We start from the raw sequence: 23,262 nt of genomic DNA, 5'->3' as shown, positions 1-23,262 counted from the left end.
TAATAACTATGAACATAAATAAATTTACAATTAAATCGCAGGAAGCCATTCAGCTGTCGCAGCAATTAGCGCAGCGAAATGGACAACAGCAAATCGAAAACGAACACATCTTCAAAGCCATTTTTGAAGTTGACGAAAATGTAGCGCCGTTTATTTTGAAAAAACTCAACGTAAATGTGCCGTTATTTTTACAAATATTAGACAGTACAATTCAGAGTTTTCCAAAAGTTTCCGGAGGCGATATTCTGCTTTCAAGAGACGCAAACAAAGCTTTGAATGAAGCCGAAATTATAGCACAAAAAATGAACGACGAATATGTTTCGATCGAACATTTAATGCTGGCTATTTTCGACTCAAAAAGTAAAGTTTCCCAAATTTTAAAAGATCAGGGCGTTACCGGAAAAGGTTTAAAAGCCGCAATCGAAGAACTTCGTAAAGGAGAAAGAGTAACATCTGCATCTGCAGAGGAAACCTATAATTCATTAAATAAATACGCTAAAAATCTAAACGAATTAGCACGTACAGGAAAACTGGATCCGGTTATTGGCCGTGACGAAGAAATCCGTCGTGTATTACAGATTTTGACTCGTAGAACAAAAAATAATCCAATGCTTATTGGTGAACCAGGAGTAGGTAAAACCGCTATTGCAGAAGGTTTAGCACATAGAATTGTAGACGGTGACGTTCCGGAAAACTTAAAAGACAAAATCGTTTTCTCATTAGATATGGGAGCGTTAATTGCCGGTGCAAAATTTAAAGGAGAATTTGAAGAACGTTTAAAATCAGTAGTAAAAGAAGTTACCGCTGCCGAAGGTGATATCGTCTTGTTTATTGACGAGATTCATACGCTTGTTGGGGCAGGTGGAGGTGAAGGCGCAATGGATGCTGCTAATATCCTGAAACCGGCTTTGGCCCGTGGTGAGTTAAGAGCAATTGGTGCAACGACTTTAGATGAATATCAAAAGTATTTTGAAAAAGATAAAGCACTGGAAAGACGTTTCCAAAAGGTATTGATCGATGAACCAGATACCGAAAGTGCAATTTCGATTTTACGTGGAATTAAAGAGAAATATGAAACGCACCATAAAGTACAAATTAAAGACGAAGCGATTATAGCCGCTGTTGAACTTTCACAGCGTTATATTACCAACCGTTTTTTACCAGATAAAGCGATTGACTTAATGGACGAAGCAGCTTCTAAACTGCGTATGGAAATCAATTCAAAACCAGAAGAACTGGATGTTTTGGATCGTAAAATCATGCAGTTAGAAATTGAAATCGAAGCCATTAAACGTGAGAAAGAAGAAAGCAAATTGAAAATCCTGCGTATGGATTTGGCGAACTTAAAAGAAGAACGCAACGAAATCTACGCAAGATGGAAATCTGAAAAAGATATTGTAGACGGAATTCAGGCGGTAAAACTAGAAATAGAAGACTTTAAATACGAAGCAGAACGTGCAGAACGTGACGGTGATTATGGAAAAGTAGCCGAAATTCGTTACGGAAAAATAAAAGAAGCGCAGGAACGTCAGGATGCATTGCAAAAACAATTGCTAGAATTTCAATCTGGTAATTCTTTAATTAAAGAAGAAGTAACCAGAGAAGATATTGCAGAAGTAGTAGCAAAATGGACTGGAATTCCGGTTATGAAAATGCTTCAGACAGAAAGAGAAAAACTATTGCATCTGGAAGATGAATTACACAAACGCGTAGTGGGTCAGGAAGAAGCGATAGAAGCGGTAAGTGATGCAGTTAGAAGAAGCCGTGCCGGGTTGCAGGATATGAAAAAACCAGTTGGAACATTCCTGTTTTTAGGAACAACCGGAGTGGGTAAAACAGAATTAGCAAAAGCGTTGGCCGAATATCTTTTTGATGATGAAAATGCTATGACACGTATCGATATGAGTGAGTATCAGGAACGTCACAGCGTGAGCCGTTTAGTTGGTGCGCCTCCAGGATATGTAGGTTACGATGAAGGAGGTCAGTTGACTGAAGCAGTTCGTAGAAAACCTTATTCTGTTATTTTGTTAGACGAGATCGAAAAAGCGCATCCGGATACTTTTAATATCTTATTACAGGTTCTTGATGAAGGCCGATTAACAGATAACAAAGGACGTCTGGCCGATTTTAAAAACACGATCATCATTATGACCTCAAATATGGGAAGTCATATTATACAAGAAAAGTTTGAGAATCTAAAAGGAAGCATTGAATCTGCGACAGAAGCAGCGAAAACAGAGGTTTTAGGATTATTGAAACAAACCGTTCGTCCGGAATTTATAAACCGTATCGACGAGATCGTAATGTTTACACCATTAACGGTAGATAATATTTCAAAAATTGTAAGCCTGCAGTTAAAAAGCGTTACAAAAATGCTGGCACTTCAAGGTGTTACTATGGATGCAACGCCAGAAGCAATTGCTTACTTGTCAGACAAAGGATATGATCCGCAGTTTGGTGCAAGACCTGTAAAACGTGTGGTTCAGAGAGAAGTCTTGAACCAATTGTCAAAAGAAATTTTGGCAGGAAACATTACTACAGACAGCATCATTCTATTAGATGCTTTTGATGGTAAATTGGTTTTCAGAAATCAAACCCAGGAAGTTAAATAATTTATAGCAGAGACGCACTGTTGTGTATCTTCTGAATATCATAAAAACACCAGCAGCAATGTTGGTGTTTTTTTATGTCTAAATCCGTGAATAATGAAACTTTTTTCAAGATTCCTATAAATAAAATTTTAGCTTTAATTCTCATATTTACAGTAACATAAAAACAAATATCATGAACAATATATTTAGAGGATTAATCGCCGGTTATGGCGCAAAGAAGTTAGGCGGAGGTTGTTTTGGAACCATATTCGTATTTGTAATTATCTGGCTTTTATTAGGTCAGTGCAGCTAAAAATATAATCTAATTTTCGTTAAAGAGATTCGCATAAAAAGTGTTAGATTCGCACAACTAAACATTAAACAAATAGAAATATAATGGCATCAGGTTTTTTCGTACTATTAGACGATATCGCAGCAATTATGGACGACGTTGCAGTAATGAGTAAAGTTGCAGCAAAAAAAACAGCAGGAATTTTAGGCGACGATTTAGCTGTAAACGCCGAAAAAGCTTCGGGTTTTGCATCATCAAGAGAACTTCCGGTATTGTGGGCAATCAGTAAAGGATCACTTCTTAACAAAATCATTATTTTACCAATAGCATTTTTGTTAAGCGCATTTTTACCTACGGCGATAATCGTTATTTTAGTATTAGGAGGATTGTTTCTCGCCTATGAAGGAGCCGAAAAAATATATGAGTTTATTTTTCCGCACAAACACGAAGAATCTCATGGAATTACAGAAGAGGCCATGACAGAAGAACAAATTCTGGAAGCCGAAAAAGGAAAAATAAAATCAGCCATTATAACTGATTTTATATTATCTGTCGAGATTGTAATTATAGCTTTAGGAACCGTTATTGGACAGCCAATTACACAGCAAATAATAGTAACCTCTATTATTGCTTTAGTAGCAACTATAGGCGTATACGGTATTGTAGCACTTATTGTGAGAATGGACGAAGCGGGTTATAAACTTATTAAGTTTAGCAAAAACGAAAAAAGCATCTCAAAATTCATCGGGAACATTTTAGTAAAAGCTCTTCCGTTAGTAATTAAAGGCTTAACTGTAATTGGTACAATAGCTTTATTATTAGTTGCCGGAGGTATCTTCGTGCATTATATTCCCTATTTCCATCATTTGGCAGCCGAAATAAATATCCCATCCATTATAAAAGAATTTGTAATAGGTTTGGTATTAGGCTTAGTAGTTTTGGCATTTGTAAATCTATTTAAAAAGATTTTTACTAAAAAAAGCTAAAAAATATATATCAAAAAGTAAACAAAACACCAGTCGAAAGGCTGGTGTTTTTTGTTTTAGAAGCAATACAAGTCGTTTTCAAAAGAACAGTTGTCCCGCTATTCACTCTATCTTTTCCTTGCTAAAGGAGCAAGAAAAAGGATGCCGTTTCTATCGGGGCTACGCAATAAAAAATAATTTTTATAAGAAATTACGTTTCTTTTGAAAATTATTTTTGTTTAATAACTTTCTTAATTTCAGGTGTTTAATGTTTTTGTCGAAATAATTAACAAATTTTAAAAGCAACCATCGCAACGCTGTCACGTCTTCATAGTAATTAACAATTAATTATTATTTTATATGAAAAGTTTTAGATTAAAATCAGTTTTAGTAGTATTATTTTTAACAACTGCTTTTGTAGCGTGTAGCAGTGATGATGATAAACCGGAAGAAACTCCCGTTAAAAATAAAATAGCATTTGTAACAGAAATTAAAGGAGCAGCAACCGGAAAAGTAAACGAAGAATTAAGTTATGACGTAACTTATGTTTTAGACAATGCCTGCGGAGAATTCGTTAAAATAAGCGATGCGACAATTGGAACAGTAAAAGGATTACAGGTTGAGGTAAAATATCCAACAGGAGTTTGCACGCAGCAAGTACCAGAACCAAAAAAGACAGTTTATAAATTCAAATCGGCTGTAAAAGGAACTTTCGAAATCAAATTCAAAAAATCAGAAACTGAATTCTTAACTCAAAAAGTAGTTATCGAATAACCCTTTTTAAACGGATATATTTTTAGGTTAGAAAACCATTTTGCGGAGATTTAATTTTTTAAATTGATGTAAAGTGGTTTTTTTATTTCGATAAAATTGTAAGAATTTATATTTTTTGAGAAATGTAATTTAATTGATACGAAAGAGATGTGATTTTTTTTCTTACATTTGTATGGTAATTCAAAAACAATCATGGAAAAAACAATAATCATAAAGCCAAATGCTAAGACAGTTTCTGTTCTTAAAAAAATGGTAGATTTAAAAGAAGAACATCGAAAAGAGGTTATAGCAAGATTAAAGAAAAAATAAAATTTCTTTATGTATCAATATATTTCGGAAGAGGGTTTATACCCTCTTTTTTATTTTACTACAAAGCACGGTTTAGAATATTTTGTTAGTTTTCAAAGAATGGATTTCAATATTGATTTCTTTGATAAGTTATACGCAATTGATTTTTATGAATCCAATAATCAAAAATTTTTTAACGATCCTTTTATAGAAGTTACAATTACTAAAATAATTAATGATTATTTTAAAAGCAATCCGAGTATAATATTAAATTATGTTTGTGACAGCGTTGATTTCAAACAGGATTTTAGGCAAAAGTTATTTGATAAATGGTATAGAAATACTAAAAATGATGAATTTTCTAAAATTAATTTTGAATATCGATTGCATCAAGAAAATATAATATATCATTTGAGTTTTATTTTTAAAACAGAGTTCTATAATATCGAGGAAGTTATTGAAAAAGTCAATTTACAATTAGAAGAATTTACTAACTACAAATAAACTTAATTCGCTAAAGCATCAAACTTTGGGACTTTGTCATTCCTCTAAAAATTACTATTTTTGCACTCTAAATTTTATGTCATGCCGAAAAGAAAGTATAAAATAGCGGTTATTCAGTTAAATCTGAATGATGTTGCCGAGAATAATCTAAAAAAATGTATCAGCTGGGTAAGAGATGCTGCTGGAAAAGGAGCAGAGGTTATCTTACTTCCGGAATTATATAGCAGTCATTATTTCTGCCAAAGCGAAGACGTAGATAATTTTGCATTAGCAGAACCGCTTTACAGTACTTCATTTATTGCTTTCAGCGAATTAGCAAAAGAATTAGGAGTAGTTATTATTGTTCCTTTCTTCGAAAAAAGAATGGCTGGAATTTACCATAATAGCGCTTACATTATCGATACAGATGGTACAGAAGCTGGTTTATACCGTAAAATGCACATTCCGGACGATCCGCATTTCTATGAAAAATTCTATTTCACTCCGGGTGATTTAGGTTTTCAGGCAATCGAAACTAAAAAAGGAACAGTTGGAACACTTATCTGCTGGGATCAATGGTATCCGGAAGCAGCACGTATTACAGCTTTAAAAGGTGCTGAGGTTTTATTTTATCCAACAGCAATTGGATGGCATCCAAAAGAAAAAGAACAATACGGAGAAAACCAATACGGAGCCTGGATGAATGTAATGAAAGGCCATGCCGTTGCAAATGGTGTTTTCGTTGCAGCAGCAAATAGAATTGGTCTTGAAAAATATATTGAAGGAACAGAAGGAATTCAATTCTGGGGAGCATCATTTATTGCAGGGCCTCAGGGAGAAATTTTGGCTCAGGCTTCTCACGATCAGGAAGAAATTCTAATCGCTGAGGTTGATTTAGACTTACAGGAAAACGTTCGTCAAAACTGGCCGTTCTTTAGAGACAGAAGAATTGATGCTTTTGGTGATATTACAAAAAGAGCAATCGATAGATAATTAATTCTATCTTGATATAAAAAACAAAAGGCGGTTTCAAATTAATGAAACTGCCTTTTTTAATATATAGTATAGAAATTATTTCACTTGGAAAGTAACTCTTCTCACGATCTGACGTGCTTCTTTAGAATTTTTGTTAACTGAAGTATCTTCTCCGTTAGCAATTACATTTAATCTCGAAGCATCGATTCCAGCATTTACTGCTACTTTTTTCACAGCTTCAGCTCTTTTTCTAGATAACTCAGTGTTGTAGCTTGAGTTTCCAATCTCGTCAGCATAACCAATAATGTCGGCAGATTTTCCTGGATTGTTTTTCAAATATTTCACTAAGAAATCAACACCAGATAAAGAAGCATTTGTTGGTTTAGACGAATTAAAGTCGAAGTAAACATTTACATAACCTCCGTTGATTAATTCTTCAACAGTATTGTTTGTAGCCGTTCCGCTTCCTTTCTTTTCGTAAGTTTTGTCTAAGTAGCTTTCTAACTCATCTGGTACACCATTTTGATTAGTATCAATAGACTGACCTTTTGTGTTAACAGCAACTCCTGCAATTGAATTTGGCTCTAAATCGTATAAATCAGCAACACCATCTTTATCACTGTCAATAAGACCAGTTTCGATTAAGTCCACTCTTTTTTCCAATTCACCAATTCTGTCCTCTTCGCCAACCCAGTCAGCATGTTTTTCATTTTTACCTAAGTAAAACGTAAGACCTACAGATGCGTTTAATAAAACACCATCAAAAGATCCGGTTGTAGTATTACCCATTCCGTCAAAGTTCCAGTTTTGTCTTCCATTAACAATTCCCGTAAGGTCACCTGTCAATGCCACTCTGTTACTTAATTTAATTTGTCCGGTAATACCAGCGATTCCATGAGCCATATAGTCCTGTCCGCCAAAACCAGTTTCGGTACTAATTTGCGAAACCCCAAAACCACCATGCGCCAAAATACCAATTGTATTCGTCCATGTTTCAAAGTTTAAAGCTCGGCCTACGTTTATTACCCCCTGAAAACTGGCTCTAACATAACGGCTTTCAAAATCAGGCGTATTCTTTTTCTCTTTAAATTGGTCGTAACCAACATCTAACTTTACCCCAAATTTAGGATTAAACATATATCTTACACCCAAATCACCGTGAAAGAAATTTGCACTTTCGGTAGTATAACCTGGAGTCATAGTTCTGGTAGGTTTGTTAACACCGCCATTTAGTTCGATAGACCATTTGTTGTATTCTGGTTGATCAACAGATGGTTTTGCAGAAGTTGTAGCCATATTTTGTGCACCTGCGGTCAGGGCTAATAGTAAAAGGGATACGGAAGCTAATTTCTTTTTCATGATATCAAAAATTTAATTTAGTTTTTATTTTAAACTCTTGACAAATTTATGGCTCGTGTTTTGGAATGTGTTCTATTTGGTCTTACATAATTCCCACTATTTAACTTACAATTCTGAAAATCTGTTAATTAAATTTAAAATTTAAGCACAAAAAAAGGGTAAAGTTTAAACTTTACCCTTTTAGAATCTTTAAAATACTGGTTATTTTAAATCTGGCTGATAGATTTTGATTGTTCCGTCACCTTCACTGCTTACTACTATAAGACTTCTTTTTGTAGGGCTTTTAGAAGCTGGGATAAATAAAACTCCTTCTGGAGCATCACCTGTTTTTACCGTTTGTAAATATTGAGGAGAAGTAGGATTCGTTACATCATAAGTCATAAAAGCATCAGATCTTTCAAGACCAACAAACAAAATATTTTGATTTCCCATTTTAGCAACCACTACCGCTTCTGGCTCAGAACCTTTGTCATCGCTTCGTTTATCATCGTAAGTTCCTAATTCGTATGTTTTTTTGTCAACATCATTTTTGCTGTCATAAACAATTTTTCCAGTGTTTCCGTTCCAGATAGAGAATGATCTTGCGCCAAAGCTTACCATTTCGTCTAAATCTCCGTCACCATCTGTATCTCCCATATCAGCAACAAGGTTTAATCTTCCTAAACTAGGATCTAGTTTTAAAGTCGCGGCATCAGGAAAAACAGTTGCATCCAATTTCATGCTTTTCATACGTTTAATATCGGTATTAGCAGTATATTCTCTTGCGTCGCCTTCGTTTGCTGTTACAAAATAAGGAACATTATTAGAAGTAAAATGGCTGATAGCATCCGGCATAAACATTCCTTTTACTTTCCAGGGATTAAAAGCAATTTTATCATCGCTGTCGCTTACATCAATTGCGTTTTCGGCAGTATTGAAATCTTTTAAACCTAAAGGATAAATAGCTGTAATAGTTTTTGAAGTTAAATCAACTTTTGCAACACCATTATTTTCCTGCAGCGTTACCCAAGCCGTTTTAGAATCATCAGAAATTGTAATGTATTCCGGTTCAATATCCTGAGCAAAACTCTTAGCTGCCTTAGAAATTCTGAATCCGTCTTTTGCTAATGTTGCGGCCTGACTGCTGAAAGAAGCAAAATCAAGAGTGGTAACAGTATAAGTACTTGTCTCTATGATAGAAATAGTTCCGTTAGGATCCTGAGAATAATCTGTGTTTGGTTCTCCTTCATTTGCTGTCATAATAAATTTTCCGTCTGGAGAAAAAGTAATCATATCAGGTAAAGCACCAACAGTAACTTGTTTGATTAAGCTGTAATCGTTTGTGTTAAAAACAACCACTTTTCCGTTAGCTTGTTTATTTGTAGTCGATTCTAAAGCAACAGCCAGTTTTCCGTCAAAAACCGAAACACTGTTTGCTGCACCTTCATAAGAAGCTAAATTAATTTGACCAATTTTTGTTGGTTTTGTAGGATCTGTAATGTCAATAACATCAATTTGGTTTACACCGCTGTTATTTACAGTAAAAAGTCTTTTTGTTTTTTCACAGTAAGCCGAGATTTCTGCAGCAGCTTCTCCGCCAATTTTAATTGAGCCAATTTCTTTAAAAGTGCCCGGGTTTTCATTTACAATAACTTCTTGTTCTTCGTTTTTAGAGTTTTCATCGTTATTACAGCTTGCCATTATTAAGGAAGCAGCTAATAATGTGATACTTAATTTTTTCATTGTGTTAGTGTTTTAGTTTTTGCCAAAAGTAACTAGACAGCTTCGGTCGAATATTAAGCCTTCATTATTTAATCTTTAACTTAATTTTTGGAAGATATTATTTGTGAAATAACTGAGGATTTTTGCTCAAATGTTTTATAATTCTAACGAATGCTTATCTTTGTACACTTTCAAAATTAGAACCTATTTATGTCAACAAATAATAGAAGATTTCCAGCAGAATGGGAAAAACAACAAGGAATTGTATTGTGTTTTCCGCATAATGGTAATGACTGGCCGGGAAAATACGAAGCTGTTCAATGGGCTTTTGTAGAATTTATTAAAAAAGTAGCCGCTTTTGAAACCGTTTTTTTGGTCGTAGCCGATGAAAAACTAAAAGAAAAAGTAGTCGAAATGCTAGAAAGAGCACGCGTAAATATTAAAAACGTTTCTTTTATTGTTCATAAAACCAACAGAAGCTGGATGCGTGACTCAGGACCGATTATTGTAAAAAATGGTTCAAAGAGAGAAGCCTTAAATTTCAACTTCAATGGCTGGGCAAAATATAAAAATTACCAACTGGATAAATTTGTTCCGGGTAAAGTAGCTGATTTTATTGAGGTGCCTTTAACTCAGGTTATGTACAAAGGAAAACCGGTAATTGTAGAAGGCGGGGCAATTGATGTAAACGGAAAAGGAACTTTATTAACTTCTGAAGAATGTTTAATGCATCCAACCATTCAGGTTCGAAATTCTGGTTTTACAAAAGAAGATTACGAAGCCGTTTTTAAAGAATATCTGGGTGTAACCAATGTAATCTGGCTTGGAGATGGAATAGAAGGGGATGATACACACGGACATATTGACGATTTATGCCGATTCGTTAACGAAGATACGATCGTAACAATTGTTGAAACAGATAAAAACGATTCAAACTACAAACCTTTGCAGGACAATTTGAAACGTTTGCAAAATGCAAAATTAGAAAACGGAAAATCGCCCGTTATTGTAGCGCTTCCGATGCCAAAACGTGTCGATTTTGAAGATTTAAGATTACCGGCAAGTTATGCTAACTTCTTAATTTTGAATAATTGTGTTCTGGTTCCAACATTTAACGACAGCAACGACCGCGTTGCGTTAAATATCTTAGCAGAATGTTTTCCAGATCGCGAAGTAATCGGTATTAGTTGTATTGATTTCATCTGGGGATTTGGAACTTTACACTGCTTAAGCCAGCAGATTCCGGCATAAAAATAGTAGTCACATATTATAAAAAACTTTGATTTTTTAATCTGTGATAAAATTATCAGATATACAGAGACTTTCTTATATCATTTGAGCTGTCACCAAAAGTGGCAGCTTTTTTTTATTGTATATTTAACAGACAGATTTGCCATGTGTCCCAACATCCTTCTTATATTCGTATGTTCAACAATGCAGAAATGCAGATTTAATTTTATATGAAGAAAATATTTTTTATCCTTTCCGTGCTTTCTTCCGGAGCTTTATTTTCACAGTCTGAGCCGCAGGAAAAACCAGAACTTACATTTGCTACCTACAATGTGAGTATGGAATCTGATAATTATTCTCCCAAAGGCGCAATGGGAAAATCGGAGCAGATGTTGATTAATCAACTTAGTTCAGGGCATAATACTCAAATCAGAAATATCGCCCAGATTATTCAGACTGTTAGGCCAGACGTTATTTTGCTAAATGAATTCGATTACATTAAAGACCCTGAACTTGGAGTGAAGGCATTCATCAAAAATTACTTGAATGTGAGCCAGGGCGGAGCAGCGGCTATTGATTATCCTTATTACTATTATTCAACAGTGAATACTGGCCAGCCAAGTCCTTACGATTTGAACAATGATGGAAAATTAAATAATTTTGGAAATGATGCATGGGGATTTGGTATGTATCCCGGGCAATATGGCATGATGCTTTTATCTAAATATCCTATTGATGTTAAGGCAGTTCGTACTTTTCAACATTTTAAATGGAAAGATATGCCAGGAGCATTGGTTACCAAAAAAGCAGATGGATCGGATTGGTATAGCAAGAAAGCATGGAAGGAATTTCCATTATCTTCAAAATCGCACTGGGATGTTCCTGTAGAGATTGGTAACAAAATAGTTCATGTTTTAGTCAGTCATCCAACTCCTCCTACTTTTGATGGTGATGAAGATCGAAATGGGAAAAGAAATCATGATGAAATCCGATTCTGGAGAGATTATATTTCAGACAATTCGGCTTCTTATATTTATGATGATAAAGGAGTAAAAGGTGGTTTGTCTCCAGATTCTCGATTTGTCATAATGGGTGATCAAAATGCTTCACCAGTTGAAGGAGACGCTATTAGAGAAGGTATAAAGTCTTTGATAGACAGTCCGAAAATTAATAGCGACTTTACACCTGCCAGCAAAGGCGGTGCTGAATATAGTCCTGAAAATCCCTTTGCAGTTAATCATACAGCCTTTTGGAGAATGCGGGCTGATTATGTATTACCATCAAGATTAGGCTTTAAGGTTCTCGAAAGTGGTGTATTCTGGCCTGCAAAAGGTGAACCAATGTCAGAATTAGTTGAAAAACGGGAATCAAGTTCAGATCATCGTTTGGTTTGGGTAAAAATGATTTTGGAATAAAATAACTTTTTCTTTCAATTTTTCGTTAAGTATAAAGCATAAAAAAGCCTTGGATTACCAAGGCTTTTTTTATTTTCTAGATCTCTTCAGATGCGGCATCTGCTCTTCATTGTCTGATAAATGGAGGTAACAGCTGACTCGCTACTTCTCCAAAACCAATTCTTACTTCGGCATTTTCGCAGAAACCTCTAATGATTACCGTATCGTTATCTTCAATAAATTTACGTTCGCTTCCATCATTTAATTTTAATGGATTTTTTCCGCCCCAAGTCAATTCAAGCATAGAGCCAAAACTATCCGGAGTTGGTCCTGAAATAGTCCCTGAACCCATCATATCACCAGAATTTACGCGGCATCCGTTTGAAGTATGATGCGCCAATTGCTGACTCATTGACCAGTATAAATATTTAAAGTTTGATTTTGAAACTATAGTTTCTTCCGCTTCTTCAGGTTTTATCGAAACTTCTAAATGAATGTCAAAAGCTTTTTTACCTTTTGTCTGTAAATACGGAAGCGGCGACGGATCTTGTTTCGGTCCTTTTGTTCTAAAAGGCTCTAAAGCATCCATAGTTACAATCCACGGAGAAATTGAGGTTGCAAAATTTTTAGCTAAGAATGGTCCAAGAGGCACATATTCCCATTTTTGAATATCGCGCGCGCTCCAGTCATTCAATAAAACCATCCCGAAAATATAATCTTCAGCTTCATACGTTGGGATATTTTCTCCCATGATATTCACATCAGTAGTAATAAAAGCAGTTTCCAATTCAAAATCTACCAAACGAGACGGACCAAAAACAGGATAATCGCCGCCGGCAGGCATTGTTTGTCCCATTGGTCTGTGAACCGGAATCCCAGATGGAACGATTGTAGAACTTCTTCCGTGGTATCCAACCGGAATGTGTAACCAGTTTGGAAGTAATGCATTCTCTGGGTCACGGAACATTTTACCTACGTTTGTAGCATGTTCTTTACTTGAATAAAAGTCTGTATAATCACCAATTAAAACTGGTAATTGCATTTCGACATCGTCGATATTAAAAATAACAATATCGCGGTCTTTTGTTGAATCTCTAAGCTGAGGATTCGTCTCGTCGAAAATCTCTGCGATACGATTTCGAACTAAACGCCATGTTTTTTTTCCGTCAGAAATAAAATCATTAAGCGTGTCCTGCATAAACATATCATCAGTTAAATCTATTCCTTCAAAATAGTTTAATTGTTGTAAAGCCCCTAAATCTATAGCGTAATCGCCAATTCTAGTTCCTACAGTAACGACATTTTCTTTGGTAAGAAATACACCGAAAGGGATATTTTGAATAGGGAAGTCGCTATTTTCAGGTACTTCTAACCATGATTTTCTTTTAGTATCGTTGGCGGTTATTGGCATGTTGAATGTTAATTATTTGTTGAAAAATTATATGTCAAATATATCATAATCTACCAGTATCACAAACGTTTTTTTGTATTTTTGCAGGAAATTAACGAAAAACGAAAAAATGCAACGCGACGAACAAATTTTTGATCTTATTCTGGAAGAAAAAGATAGACAAATTCACGGATTAGAACTAATCGCTTCAGAAAATTTTGTAAGTGATCAGGTAATGGAAGCAGCTGGTTCTGTTTTAACTAACAAATATGCAGAGGGTTATCCTGGCAAAAGATACTACGGCGGTTGCGAAGTAGTTGACGTTATCGAGCAAATTGCTATTGACAGAGCTAAAGAATTATTTGGTGCTGAATATGCAAACGTACAGCCTCACTCAGGTTCTCAGGCAAATACTGCAGTATACCATGCTTGTTTAAATCCTGGTGATACTATCTTAGGTTTCGATTTATCTCACGGTGGTCACTTAACTCACGGTTCTCCTGTAAACTTTTCAGGACGTTTATACCGTCCGGTTTTTTACGGTGTAAATGCTGAAACAGGTCGTTTAGACTATGATAAAATTCAGGAAATTGCAACAAAAGAACAACCAAAATTAATCATCGCTGGAGCTTCGGCTTATTCTCGTGATATGGATTTTGCTCGTTTCAGACAAATCGCTGACAGTGTAGGAGCAATTTTATTTGCTGATATTTCTCACCCTGCAGGTCTTATTGCAAAAGGATTAATGAATGATCCAATTCCACATTGTCATATCGTTTCTACAACGACTCACAAAACATTACGCGGACCACGCGGCGGTTTGATTTTAATGGGGAAAGATTTCGAAAACCCACAAGGATTAAAAACTCCAAAAGGAGAAATCAGAATGATGTCTTCTTTATTAGACTTAGCTGTTTTCCCTGGAAACCAAGGAGGACCTTTAATGCACATTATCGCTGCTAAAGCAGTTGCTTTTGGTGAAGCATTAAAAGACGAATTCTTTTCTTATGCAATGCAATTACAAAAAAATGCAAACGCAATGGCTGATGCTTTCGTAAAAAGAGGATATAACATTATTTCTGGCGGAACTGATAACCACATGATGCTTATTGACTTAAGAAATAAAAATATTTCTGGAAAAGAAGCTGAAAACGCATTAGTAAAAGCAGAAATTACAGTAAACAAAAACATGGTTCCATTTGATGACAAATCTCCATTTGTTACTTCTGGAATTCGTGTTGGAACAGCTGCAATCACAACTCGTGGTTTAGTTGAAAAAGATATGGAAACTATCGTAGCTTTAATCGATAAAGTTCTTGTTGATCATACAAACGAAGACGTTATTGAAGAAGTTGCTGAACAAGTAAACGAATTAATGAGCGAAAGACCAATTTTTGCCTATTAATTAATATAAGTCTTAAAGTTTTTAAAGTCGAAAGTCAAAAGCCTTATTTTTGACTTTCGATTTTTTGCTTTTATAACTCATAACTTTTAACTCATAACTCATAATTTTTAGACATGGGCGTATTAAGACTACAATTACCAACAGACCCAAGATGGGTTAATATCGTAGAAAAAAACATAGAAGAAATCTTAACAGATCACGCTTGGTGCGAGCAAAAAGCAGCAACAAACGCGATCACGATTATTACCAATAACTCTGAACATCAGGATTTAGTGAAAGATTTATTGGCTTTAGCCAAAGAAGAAATCGATCATTTCGAACAAGTTCACAATATTATTATCAAAAGAGGATTAAAATTAGGACGTGAACGTAAAGACGAATACGTAAACGAACTATACCAATACATGAAAAAAAGCGGCGACGGAAGTCGTGTTTCCGGTCTTGTAGAAAGATTATTATTCTCAGCCATGATCGAAGCCAGAAGCTGCGAACGTTTCAAGGTTTTATCCGAAAACATTCAGGACGAAGAACTAGCCGTTTTCTACAGAGAATTAATGGAAAGCGAAGCCGGACATTACACCACATTCATAACTTACGCACGTAAATACGGAACCGGAATCGACGTTGAAAAACGCTGGAGAGAATGGTTAGAATTTGAAGAATCGATTATCACGAATTACGGAAAAGGCGAGAAGATACACGGGTAATTTTTAGTGTTCAGTATTTAGTTTTTTAGTGTTCAGGATAGTCGCAGTCTCAGTTTTCAGTCTCAGTTTTCAGTCTCAGTTTTTAGTTGCAGTTTGTCACGTTGAGCGAACTCGAAACGCGCTCCAATGATAAACCTGAAACCTGAAACAAACTAAATTAAAAAATCCGCGCAAAATCCGCGTTTTCGCGAACGCGAATCCGTGTCATCCGTGTGCCAAATAGCCACAAAGTTTAACAATCTAAAATTTAATTTCTAAAAGCTGTAATCTAAAAATTCCTATCTTTGAAAGTAACCAAAATTCAAAGCCATGAGAATAGAAACGGATCTGAAATTAGGATTTAAAGACGTAATGATTCGCCCAAAAAGATCAACGCTCAAAAGCAGATCTGAAGTTTCATTAGAACGAAATTTTAAGTTTTTACACAGCGCTTCAGATTGGACAGGAATTCCAATAATGGCTGCCAATATGGATACCGTAGGAACTTTTGAAATAGCAAAAGTTTTAGCAAAGGAAAAACTCTTTACGGCCATTCATAAACATTATACTTTAGAAGAATGGAACACATTTCTAAAGAATGTAACTCCAGATTTTTACGACTATATTGCCATAAGCACCGGAACCGGAAAAGAAGATTTCGAGAAAATTGGCAGAGTTATTACAGCCAATCCGTTATTGAGATTTATTTGTATTGATGTGGCAAACGGCTATTCAGAACATTTTGTTCAGTTCTTAAAACAAACCCGAAAACAATATCCGGATAAAATCATTATTGCCGGAAACGTAGTTACAGGAGAAATGACCGAAGAATTACTTTTGGCTGGCGCCGATATTGTAAAAGTGGGAATTGGGCCCGGATCTGTTTGTACAACACGTGTTAAAACAGGCGTTGGTTATCCGCAGCTTTCTGCGATTATAGAATGTGCCGATGCTGCGCATGGTTTAGGCGGCCATATTATAAGCGACGGTGGCTGTACCACTCCGGGAGATGTTGCAAAAGCTTTTGGTGCAGGTTCTGATTTTGTAATGCTGGGCGGAATGTTAGCCGGACATACGGAAAGCGGAGGAGAACTAATCGAAATAAACGGCGAAAAATACAAACAGTTTTACGGAATGAGTTCGGCAACAGCAATGGAAAAACATGCTGGCGGTGTAGCAGAATACAGAGCCAGTGAAGGAAAAACCGTAAAAGTTTCCTTTAAAGGAAATGTAATTGCCACGGTTTTGGATATTTTGGGAGGTCTGCGAAGTGCTTGTACCTATGTTGGCGCATCAAGATTAAAAGAGCTGACCAAACGAACGACTTTCATCCGCGTAAGCGAACAAGAAAATCAAGTTTTTACAAATTAAAATATACTTCAAAATACATTATGATTAGCATTTCAGAAGCAGGTTTAGGTGATATCAAAACAATTCAGGAAATTACAAACATCACTTGGCCTATTACTTACGGTGAAATTTTATCGCAAACGCAATTAGATTATATGTTAGGTTTGTTTTATTCTCATGAAGCTTTAGCAAAGCAAATCGAGAATAAAGAGCAATTATTCTATTTAATTTCAGATTCAGAATCTGTAATTGGTTTTATCGGAATCGAACATCAGTATAAAGATGAAGCCATTACCAAAATTCATAAAATCTACCTGCTGCCTGAAACACAAGGAAAAGGGTATGGAAAAAAGGTTTTTGATTTTATTGAAGAATTGGCTTTAGAAAATAATTCAAAACAACTTTTGTTAAACGTAAACCGTTTTAATACCGCATTAAATTTCTATAAAAAACTAGGTTTTGAAATCAAAGAAACGGTTGATATAGAAATAGGAAACGGGTATTTAATGGAAGATTATGTAATGGGAAAAACTTTGTAACCAATTCATAATTAGATAAAATTTAGTTTAAAGAGTAACGAAATTTAAAATCACAGCTTTTGTGATTTTTTTTATTTTGAAATAAAATAGATAACTCTATCTATTTTTGTTTTATCTTTGGCAAAAAAAAGAGAGATGAAACAGAAAAGCAGTGTAAAAGAACGAATACTCGATACAGCCTCTCGTTTATTTTATCATCAAGGATTTAACAGCACAGGAATCAATCAGATTATTGCCGAGGCCGATATTGCGATAGGTTCTCTTTATAAACATTATCAGTCTAAAAGTGATTTATTGTATCATTATTTGGAACAGCAGGAAACAGAATATTTTGCGAATCTGGACGATTATTTAAAAGATGAGAAACAACCGCTAAAAAAGCTCCTTAAGTTAATAGATTACCGCATTAAAGTTCAGGAAGAAGCAAATTGTTCCGGCTGTCATTTTATTAAAATTAATGCTGAAATTGGCCGGGAAGATAAAAAAATAGAACAATTTATTGTTGAACACAAAGTGCGTCAGCGAGATTATATCAATGCTTTAGTTGATGAAATTAGTACAGGGAAAACGCCTTTAATAGAAAAAAATGTACTGCAAACCACCCTCTTTTTAATGATAGAAGGCGCCATAGTTTCGGCAAGTATAAACGGCAATACTAACGATCTAAAAGCCGTTAAAAAAAATATAAATCAGTTTTTCTGATTTTTTTTAATCAAAAATAGATAGATCATTCTATATAATATGAAAAATAAAAAATACATTTCGCTTCTTATTTTGTTATTGGCACATTTGCTTACCATTTTGGATATCTTTATTGTAAATATTGCGATTCCGTCTATTCAACGAGGACTCGGGTCGAGTAATGGAAAAATTCAGTTGGTCGTAGCCATGTATATGGTTGGTTTTGCTTCTTTTTTAATAATTGGCGGTAAAGCAGGAGATTATTTCGGTAGAAAGAAAACTTTTATTTTAGGTTTATTCCTTTTTATGATTACCTCTGCCGGATGTGGTTTTGCTATTACAATAAATCAGCTTGTTGCACTGCGATTTTTTCAGGGAATAAGCGCTGGTTTGATGTCACCGCAAGTCTTATCTTATATTCAGGTTCTTTTTACTGAGCATAAAGAACGTACTTACGCGATGGGCTGGTATGGAATTGCAATTGGAATTGGCACTATGCTGGGACAGTTCTTAGGCGGATTTCTGGTAGAACTTAAGCCGTTTTTAATTGACCAATCCTGGCGGTATATATTTCTTATCAATATTCCTATTTGTGTAATGACCATTTTGCTGGCCATTCGTTATCTTGATCAATCTCGAGATCATTCTTCTTCACAAATGGATTATTGGAGTGCTTTTATATTGTGTATTGGGCTTGGATTATTGGTTTTTTCTATGGCTGTAGGATTAGAACAAAGCGATTTGATTACCATTACGCTTCCAATATCGATCTTATTTCTTTGTGGATTTATATTCAGACAATTTAAAAGAAAATCAAAAAATAAAGAACCATTATTAAACATGGAGCTTTTTACGCATAAGAATTTTAATATGGCAGTTTCGGCTTCGGCTCTTTTTATGTTAATGCTCGATGCGTATTTTTTTGTATTGGCTGTTTTTCTGCAAGATGCAATAAGGCTTTCGCCCATACAGGCAGGATATTTTATTGTATTTCAGGGAAGCGGTTTTATTCTAGCGTCATTTTTTGCTGCCAAATTAGTGCTTCGTTTTGGCAAAACCGTTTTAATCTTTGGCGTTCTGCTGCTTATGGCTTCTCTTATTTTACAGCTTATTCTTTTTTATCATCAAACAATTGATTACAAAGGATATATCGTAATGGCACTACATGGTATTGGTGTCGCTTTGGTTTTGCCTTCCTTTGCCAATATTGCACTGAAAGATTTACCTCAAAACAGAATTGGAAACGCATCTGGAGTTTATTCTACCTTACAGCAATTATTTGGAGCATTGGGAATTACGCTAACAGGAAGCGTATTTTACTATTTAGCAGAAGGCAAAACAGATTTTACACATTTTTATAATGCTTTCTTTTATGGAACCTGTATTCATTTATTTTGTTTGGCAGGTGTATTATTGATATTATTGCTTTTACCAAAATCAATACTTCCAAAATATCAGAAGAAGAACAATAAACAATAAACAATAAACAATAAACAATAAACTAATTACTAACTTACAATCACATCATGTTTAAACAATAACCCTTTTAATTGGTTTAAAGAAAAAACAGCTTTTTTAAGTTTCGTTTTAGACGGATCAATGGTATAATTGTAGCTCGTTTTAAAATCGGCTTTGTTGGCAATGGCTTTATCAAATTCAGATCGGTACAAATCGCAGTTGTCAAAAAGCACGTTTGTTAAGTCGGCAGCCATAAAATCTACGGCTATTAAACTGCAATTGGTAAATGGAGTTCCTTTTAATTTTAAAGTGTAAAATTTTGAAAAATCGAGAATACAATCGTTGAAACGAACTTCAAAAATCAGTTTATCGCACATGGCAAAATTTACTTCTTTAATCTCACATCGATTAAAAGTAACGGTTCTAAAAGCCACATAATTAATCTTCGCTTCGCTAAAAGTGCAGTCGTTAAAAACACAATCGATAAAGGTAACCGCTAAAAAAGTGCAGGCCGAAAAGTTACAATTATTAAAAACGCAGCATTCGAAATCTTTAAAATTAAGATCGTCTTTGGCGTAAATAATCGTATTGTATTCTTTATCAAGAAAATATTCGCTCTCCTTTTTCAATTGTATTTTAATAAAATATTTAAGGCTGAAAAGATAATAATTTGCATTAAAATAGGACGTTAAAATCGCAAATCATTTTTGATTTCATTCACATTTTTAATGCATAATTTGATGTAGCTTTACACTTATTTTTGAAGTAAAAACAGATCAATTTTATTATATGGAATCAACAAGAAAGGAGCATGATTTTTTAGGAGAATTAGAAATTCCTAATCATTTGTACTATGGAATCCAGACTTTTAGAGCAGTAGAAAATTTTAATATTACAGGTATTCCAATTTCAAAAGAGCCTTTGTTTATCAAAGCGTTAGGATACGTGAAAAAAGCAGCAGCTCTTGCCAATAAAGACTGCGGCGCGCTTGATCCTAAAATCACCGAAGCAATTTGCTACGGAAGCGATCAGGTAATTGCCGGAAAATTTGATGGTGAATTTGTAAGCGACTTAATTCAGGGCGGTGCGGGAACTTCTGTAAACATGAATGCGAATGAAGTAATCGCCAACATTGGACTTGAATATTTGGGACATAAAAAGGGAGAATACAACTTTTTGCACCCAAATAATCACGTAAATTGTTCGCAGTCTACAAACGATGCTTATCCATCGGCATTTAGAATTGCACTTTATTTAAAAATGGAAAGTTTTATTAAAACACTTTCTGGATTAGAAGTTGCTTTTGCTAAAAAAGGAGTAGAGTTTAAAGAAGTTCTAAAAATGGGAAGAACCCAGCTTCAAGACGCTGTACCCATGACTTTAGGACAAGAATTTAAAGCCTACGCCACCACAATTGGCGAAGATATTCAACGCTTAAAAAATGCTCAGGAATTATTGTTAGAAATCAATATGGGCGCAACGGCTATTGGAACAAAAGTAAATGCGCCAGAAGGTTATCCGGAGATTTGTGTTTCGTATTTAGCCAAAGAAGTTGGAATTCCGTTAACGCTTTCACCAGATTTAATCGAAGCAACGGTCGATACCGGAGCCTATGTACAGATTATGGGAACTCTAAAACGTTCTGCAGTTAAGATTTCGAAAATATGCAATGATTTACGTTTATTAAGTTCAGGACCAAGAACAGGTTTAAAAGAAATTAATTTACCGGCACGCCAGCCAGGTTCGTCAATTATGCCCGGAAAAGTAAATCCGGTAATTCCAGAAGTAGTAAACCAGACTTGCTTCTATGTAATAGGTCAGGATTTAACCGTTACAATGGCAGCAGAAGCAGGACAATTGCAATTGAATGTTATGGAACCTGTAATTGCTTTTGCTATGTTTACATCGCTGGATTATCTTTCAAACGCAATTCAGACTTTAATTGATAAATGTATTAACGGAATTACAGCAAACGTTGACCATTGCTATAATATGGTAATGAACAGCATTGGAATTGTAACGCAGTTAAACCCAATTATTGGTTACGAAGAAAGCGCCAGTATTGCAGGCGAGGCTTTAAAAACAAATAAAAGTGTGCATCAAATTGCAGTTATAGAAAGAAAGCTGATTACACAAGAAAAGTGGGATGAAATTTATTCTTTGGATAATTTAATCCATCCAAAATTTATAACAAAGTAAATTTAGGTATAAAAAATATAATAACAAGCCGTCGCTAAACCGACGGCTTTTTTTGTGCTTAATTAAAATGTTGTTATGTAAAGTGTTGAAAATGAATTATATTTACAATAGGTTTGAATCTGATTTTAATAGAAATTAAAACTTTTGTAAAGTGAAATTCTTAGAGAGCAATTATTTTCAGCATAAAATAAAAACAGCAGTTTTGCTTTCTCTTATTTCTATCTGTATAAATGCTCAAACCGAAATAGATTCTTTAAATCGAAAAATTTGTCCGCCTAAAACTATTTTTGAAGTCTTTAAAAAAAGTGATTCGGCATTGGTTGTTAAACCTTCAAAAAATAACTTCTTTCTGGTAATTCCGGCTATTGGTTCACAGCCTGCAACCGGATTTTTTTTTGGTGCTGTTGCACAGTACACTTTTAAAGGAAAGGCGGAATCCGATAAATATTCTGTTGCCAATCTCGGCATAACATATACTGTAAAAAAGCAATGGCTTATTAATGTCAAAAACAACATTCTGCTTAAAAACAATCGGATTTTTTTGAGCGGCGATTATCGGCTTTATATTTTCTCACAGCCCAATTACGGATTAGGAACCAATATAATTCCGCCGCGCCGTAATCAGGATTCTGGTTTTAGTATCGATTCACTGGCTCAGGCAATGGATTATGATTATTTCAAATTTCACCAAACTGCTTCTTTCGAGATAAAAAAGAATTTTTACGTTGGCGGCGGCGTCAATATCGATTGGTACACCAATATAAACGATAAAGAGTTAGATGTCGATAACGGAAATTTCACTTATCATTACAATTACAGTCAAGAACACGGCTTTGATAACTTAGAATATTTTTTAACCGGAGTCAGCTTAAATATAGTTTATGATTCGCGCGACAATCAGGTAAATTCTTCAAAAGGCTGGTTTGCCAATATCAATTATCGTTTTAATCCGGTATTATTTAATAACCAAAAGTACAGTAATGTTTTGTATGCAGAATACCGGCATTTTATTCCGCTTTCGCAGAAAAATGAACGCTATATTCTTGGAATTTGGGCTTACGGACAATTTGTAACCATAGGAAAAGTACCGTATTTAAATCTGCCTGCTATTGGCTGGGATCAGCGCAGCAGGAGCGGAGAAGGCTATACGCAGGGATTATTTAGAGGAAACGGACTTATTTATCTCTCCACCGAATTTAGGTTTCCCATAACCTGCAATCAGATGTTAAGCGGTACAGCTTTTACCAATTTTGTAACGGCAAGCAATTCAGATACCAATACTTCACTTTTTCACTCCATCCAGCCTGCGGCGGGACTTGGTCTGCGATTGTTAATCGACAAAAAAACACGAACCAATTTGGTTGTCGATTATGCCTGGGGAAATAATTCGAGAGCATTTTACTTAAATGCAGGAGAAACTTTTTAAATGTATTTTTGTTTAAGTGTTTGATTAGTTGAATTTTATGTTTTAAATTGTAGGAAATTACAATATAAAAACTTAA

The 23,262-nt window shown here is 34.9% G+C and carries 19 protein-coding genes; 15 read left to right on the top strand and 4 right to left on the bottom strand.

Going from position 1 to position 23,262, the window contains the following annotated elements; genetic code table 11:
- Positions 1–8 precede the first annotated feature (8 nt).
- The 5 genes from clpB to AC1RRQ_RS21825 all read left to right on the top strand — a co-directional run bounded on the left by clpB (position 9) and on the right by AC1RRQ_RS21825 (position 6,386).
- Positions 9–2,612, top strand: a complete 2,604-nt coding sequence (clpB, locus tag AC1RRQ_RS21845; protein ID WP_493025100.1) for an ATP-dependent chaperone ClpB — start codon at positions 9–11, stop codon at positions 2,610–2,612.
- A gap of 375 nt (positions 2,613–2,987) precedes the next feature.
- Positions 2,988–3,869, top strand: a complete 882-nt coding sequence (locus AC1RRQ_RS21840) for a DUF808 domain-containing protein (protein ID WP_493025099.1) — start codon at positions 2,988–2,990, stop codon at positions 3,867–3,869.
- 339 nt (positions 3,870–4,208) lie between these two features.
- Entirely contained in the window at positions 4,209–4,622 is a 414-nt protein-coding gene (locus AC1RRQ_RS21835) for a hypothetical protein (RefSeq protein ID WP_493025098.1), read from the top strand.
- Between the two features lie 318 nt (positions 4,623–4,940).
- Positions 4,941–5,414 carry a DUF6169 family protein gene (locus AC1RRQ_RS21830; RefSeq protein WP_493025097.1) on the top strand — a complete coding sequence of 158 codons (474 nt, stop codon included), beginning with the start codon at positions 4,941–4,943 and terminating at the stop codon, positions 5,412–5,414.
- 81 nt (positions 5,415–5,495) lie between these two features.
- A complete protein-coding gene (locus AC1RRQ_RS21825; RefSeq protein ID WP_089055803.1) occupies positions 5,496–6,386 on the top strand; it encodes a carbon-nitrogen hydrolase in 891 nt (296 codons plus the stop codon).
- 78 nt (positions 6,387–6,464) lie between these two features.
- Here AC1RRQ_RS21825 and AC1RRQ_RS21820 read toward each other — a convergent pair whose 3' ends face one another.
- Positions 6,465–7,727: an OmpA family protein gene (locus AC1RRQ_RS21820; protein WP_493025096.1), complete on the bottom strand. Its 1,263-nt coding sequence runs from the start codon at positions 7,725–7,727 to the stop codon at positions 6,465–6,467.
- Between the two features lie 201 nt (positions 7,728–7,928).
- On the bottom strand, positions 7,929–9,449 hold the full coding sequence (locus AC1RRQ_RS21815; protein ID WP_493025095.1) for a choice-of-anchor I family protein: 1,521 nt from the start codon (positions 9,447–9,449) through the stop codon (positions 7,929–7,931).
- A 189-nt stretch (positions 9,450–9,638) separates the two neighbouring features.
- Between AC1RRQ_RS21815 and AC1RRQ_RS21810 the strand changes: the two genes are divergently transcribed.
- A complete protein-coding gene (locus tag AC1RRQ_RS21810) occupies positions 9,639–10,679 on the top strand; it encodes an agmatine deiminase family protein (RefSeq protein ID WP_493025093.1) in 1,041 nt (346 codons plus the stop codon).
- Between the two features lie 209 nt (positions 10,680–10,888).
- Positions 10,889–12,073: an endonuclease/exonuclease/phosphatase family protein gene (locus tag AC1RRQ_RS21805; protein ID WP_493025091.1), complete on the top strand. Its 1,185-nt coding sequence runs from the start codon at positions 10,889–10,891 to the stop codon at positions 12,071–12,073.
- Positions 12,074–12,179: 106 nt separating this feature from the next.
- Here AC1RRQ_RS21805 and fahA read toward each other — a convergent pair whose 3' ends face one another.
- Complete coding sequence (gene fahA / locus AC1RRQ_RS21800; RefSeq protein ID WP_493025090.1) at positions 12,180–13,463, bottom strand: fumarylacetoacetase; 1,284 nt, start codon at positions 13,461–13,463, stop codon at positions 12,180–12,182.
- Between the two features lie 109 nt (positions 13,464–13,572).
- Between fahA and glyA the strand changes: the two genes are divergently transcribed.
- The 6 genes from glyA (at position 13,573) to AC1RRQ_RS21770 (ending at position 19,582) form a co-directional block, all read left to right on the top strand.
- Positions 13,573–14,847 carry a serine hydroxymethyltransferase gene (glyA, locus tag AC1RRQ_RS21795; RefSeq protein WP_493025089.1) on the top strand — a complete coding sequence of 425 codons (1,275 nt, stop codon included), beginning with the start codon at positions 13,573–13,575 and terminating at the stop codon, positions 14,845–14,847.
- Between the two features lie 113 nt (positions 14,848–14,960).
- Positions 14,961–15,554 (top strand): MiaE family protein, encoded by a 594-nt coding sequence (locus AC1RRQ_RS21790; protein ID WP_493025088.1) that lies wholly within the window; start codon positions 14,961–14,963, stop codon positions 15,552–15,554.
- A 309-nt stretch (positions 15,555–15,863) separates the two neighbouring features.
- Positions 15,864–16,904: a GMP reductase gene (locus tag AC1RRQ_RS21785; RefSeq protein ID WP_493025087.1), complete on the top strand. Its 1,041-nt coding sequence runs from the start codon at positions 15,864–15,866 to the stop codon at positions 16,902–16,904.
- Between the two features lie 20 nt (positions 16,905–16,924).
- On the top strand, positions 16,925–17,422 hold the full coding sequence (locus tag AC1RRQ_RS21780) for a GNAT family N-acetyltransferase (RefSeq protein ID WP_493025086.1): 498 nt from the start codon (positions 16,925–16,927) through the stop codon (positions 17,420–17,422).
- Positions 17,423–17,557: 135 nt separating this feature from the next.
- Positions 17,558–18,124, top strand: a complete 567-nt coding sequence (locus AC1RRQ_RS21775; RefSeq protein ID WP_493025085.1) for a TetR/AcrR family transcriptional regulator — start codon at positions 17,558–17,560, stop codon at positions 18,122–18,124.
- 39 nt (positions 18,125–18,163) lie between these two features.
- Complete coding sequence (locus AC1RRQ_RS21770) at positions 18,164–19,582, top strand: MFS transporter (RefSeq protein WP_493025083.1); 1,419 nt, start codon at positions 18,164–18,166, stop codon at positions 19,580–19,582.
- A 29-nt stretch (positions 19,583–19,611) separates the two neighbouring features.
- On the opposite strand, the gene AC1RRQ_RS21765 is transcribed toward AC1RRQ_RS21770, so the two are convergent.
- The gene (locus AC1RRQ_RS21765) at positions 19,612–20,190 is read right to left on the bottom strand and encodes a pentapeptide repeat-containing protein (protein ID WP_493025082.1); all 579 of its coding nucleotides are present in this window, start codon (positions 20,188–20,190) and stop codon (positions 19,612–19,614) included.
- Positions 20,191–20,350: 160 nt separating this feature from the next.
- Here AC1RRQ_RS21765 and aspA point away from each other — a divergent pair, with 160 nt between their 5' ends.
- Positions 20,351–21,760, top strand: a complete 1,410-nt coding sequence (gene aspA / locus AC1RRQ_RS21760) for an aspartate ammonia-lyase (RefSeq protein ID WP_493025081.1) — start codon at positions 20,351–20,353, stop codon at positions 21,758–21,760.
- Positions 21,761–21,911: 151 nt separating this feature from the next.
- Positions 21,912–23,186 carry a BamA/TamA family outer membrane protein gene (locus tag AC1RRQ_RS21755; protein ID WP_493025080.1) on the top strand — a complete coding sequence of 425 codons (1,275 nt, stop codon included), beginning with the start codon at positions 21,912–21,914 and terminating at the stop codon, positions 23,184–23,186.
- Positions 23,187–23,262 lie beyond the last annotated feature (76 nt).

The sequence above is a fragment of the Flavobacterium sp. GW821-FHT12A05 genome (assembly GCF_058807735.1).
This window is presented reverse-complemented; position numbering and strand designations above follow the sequence as displayed.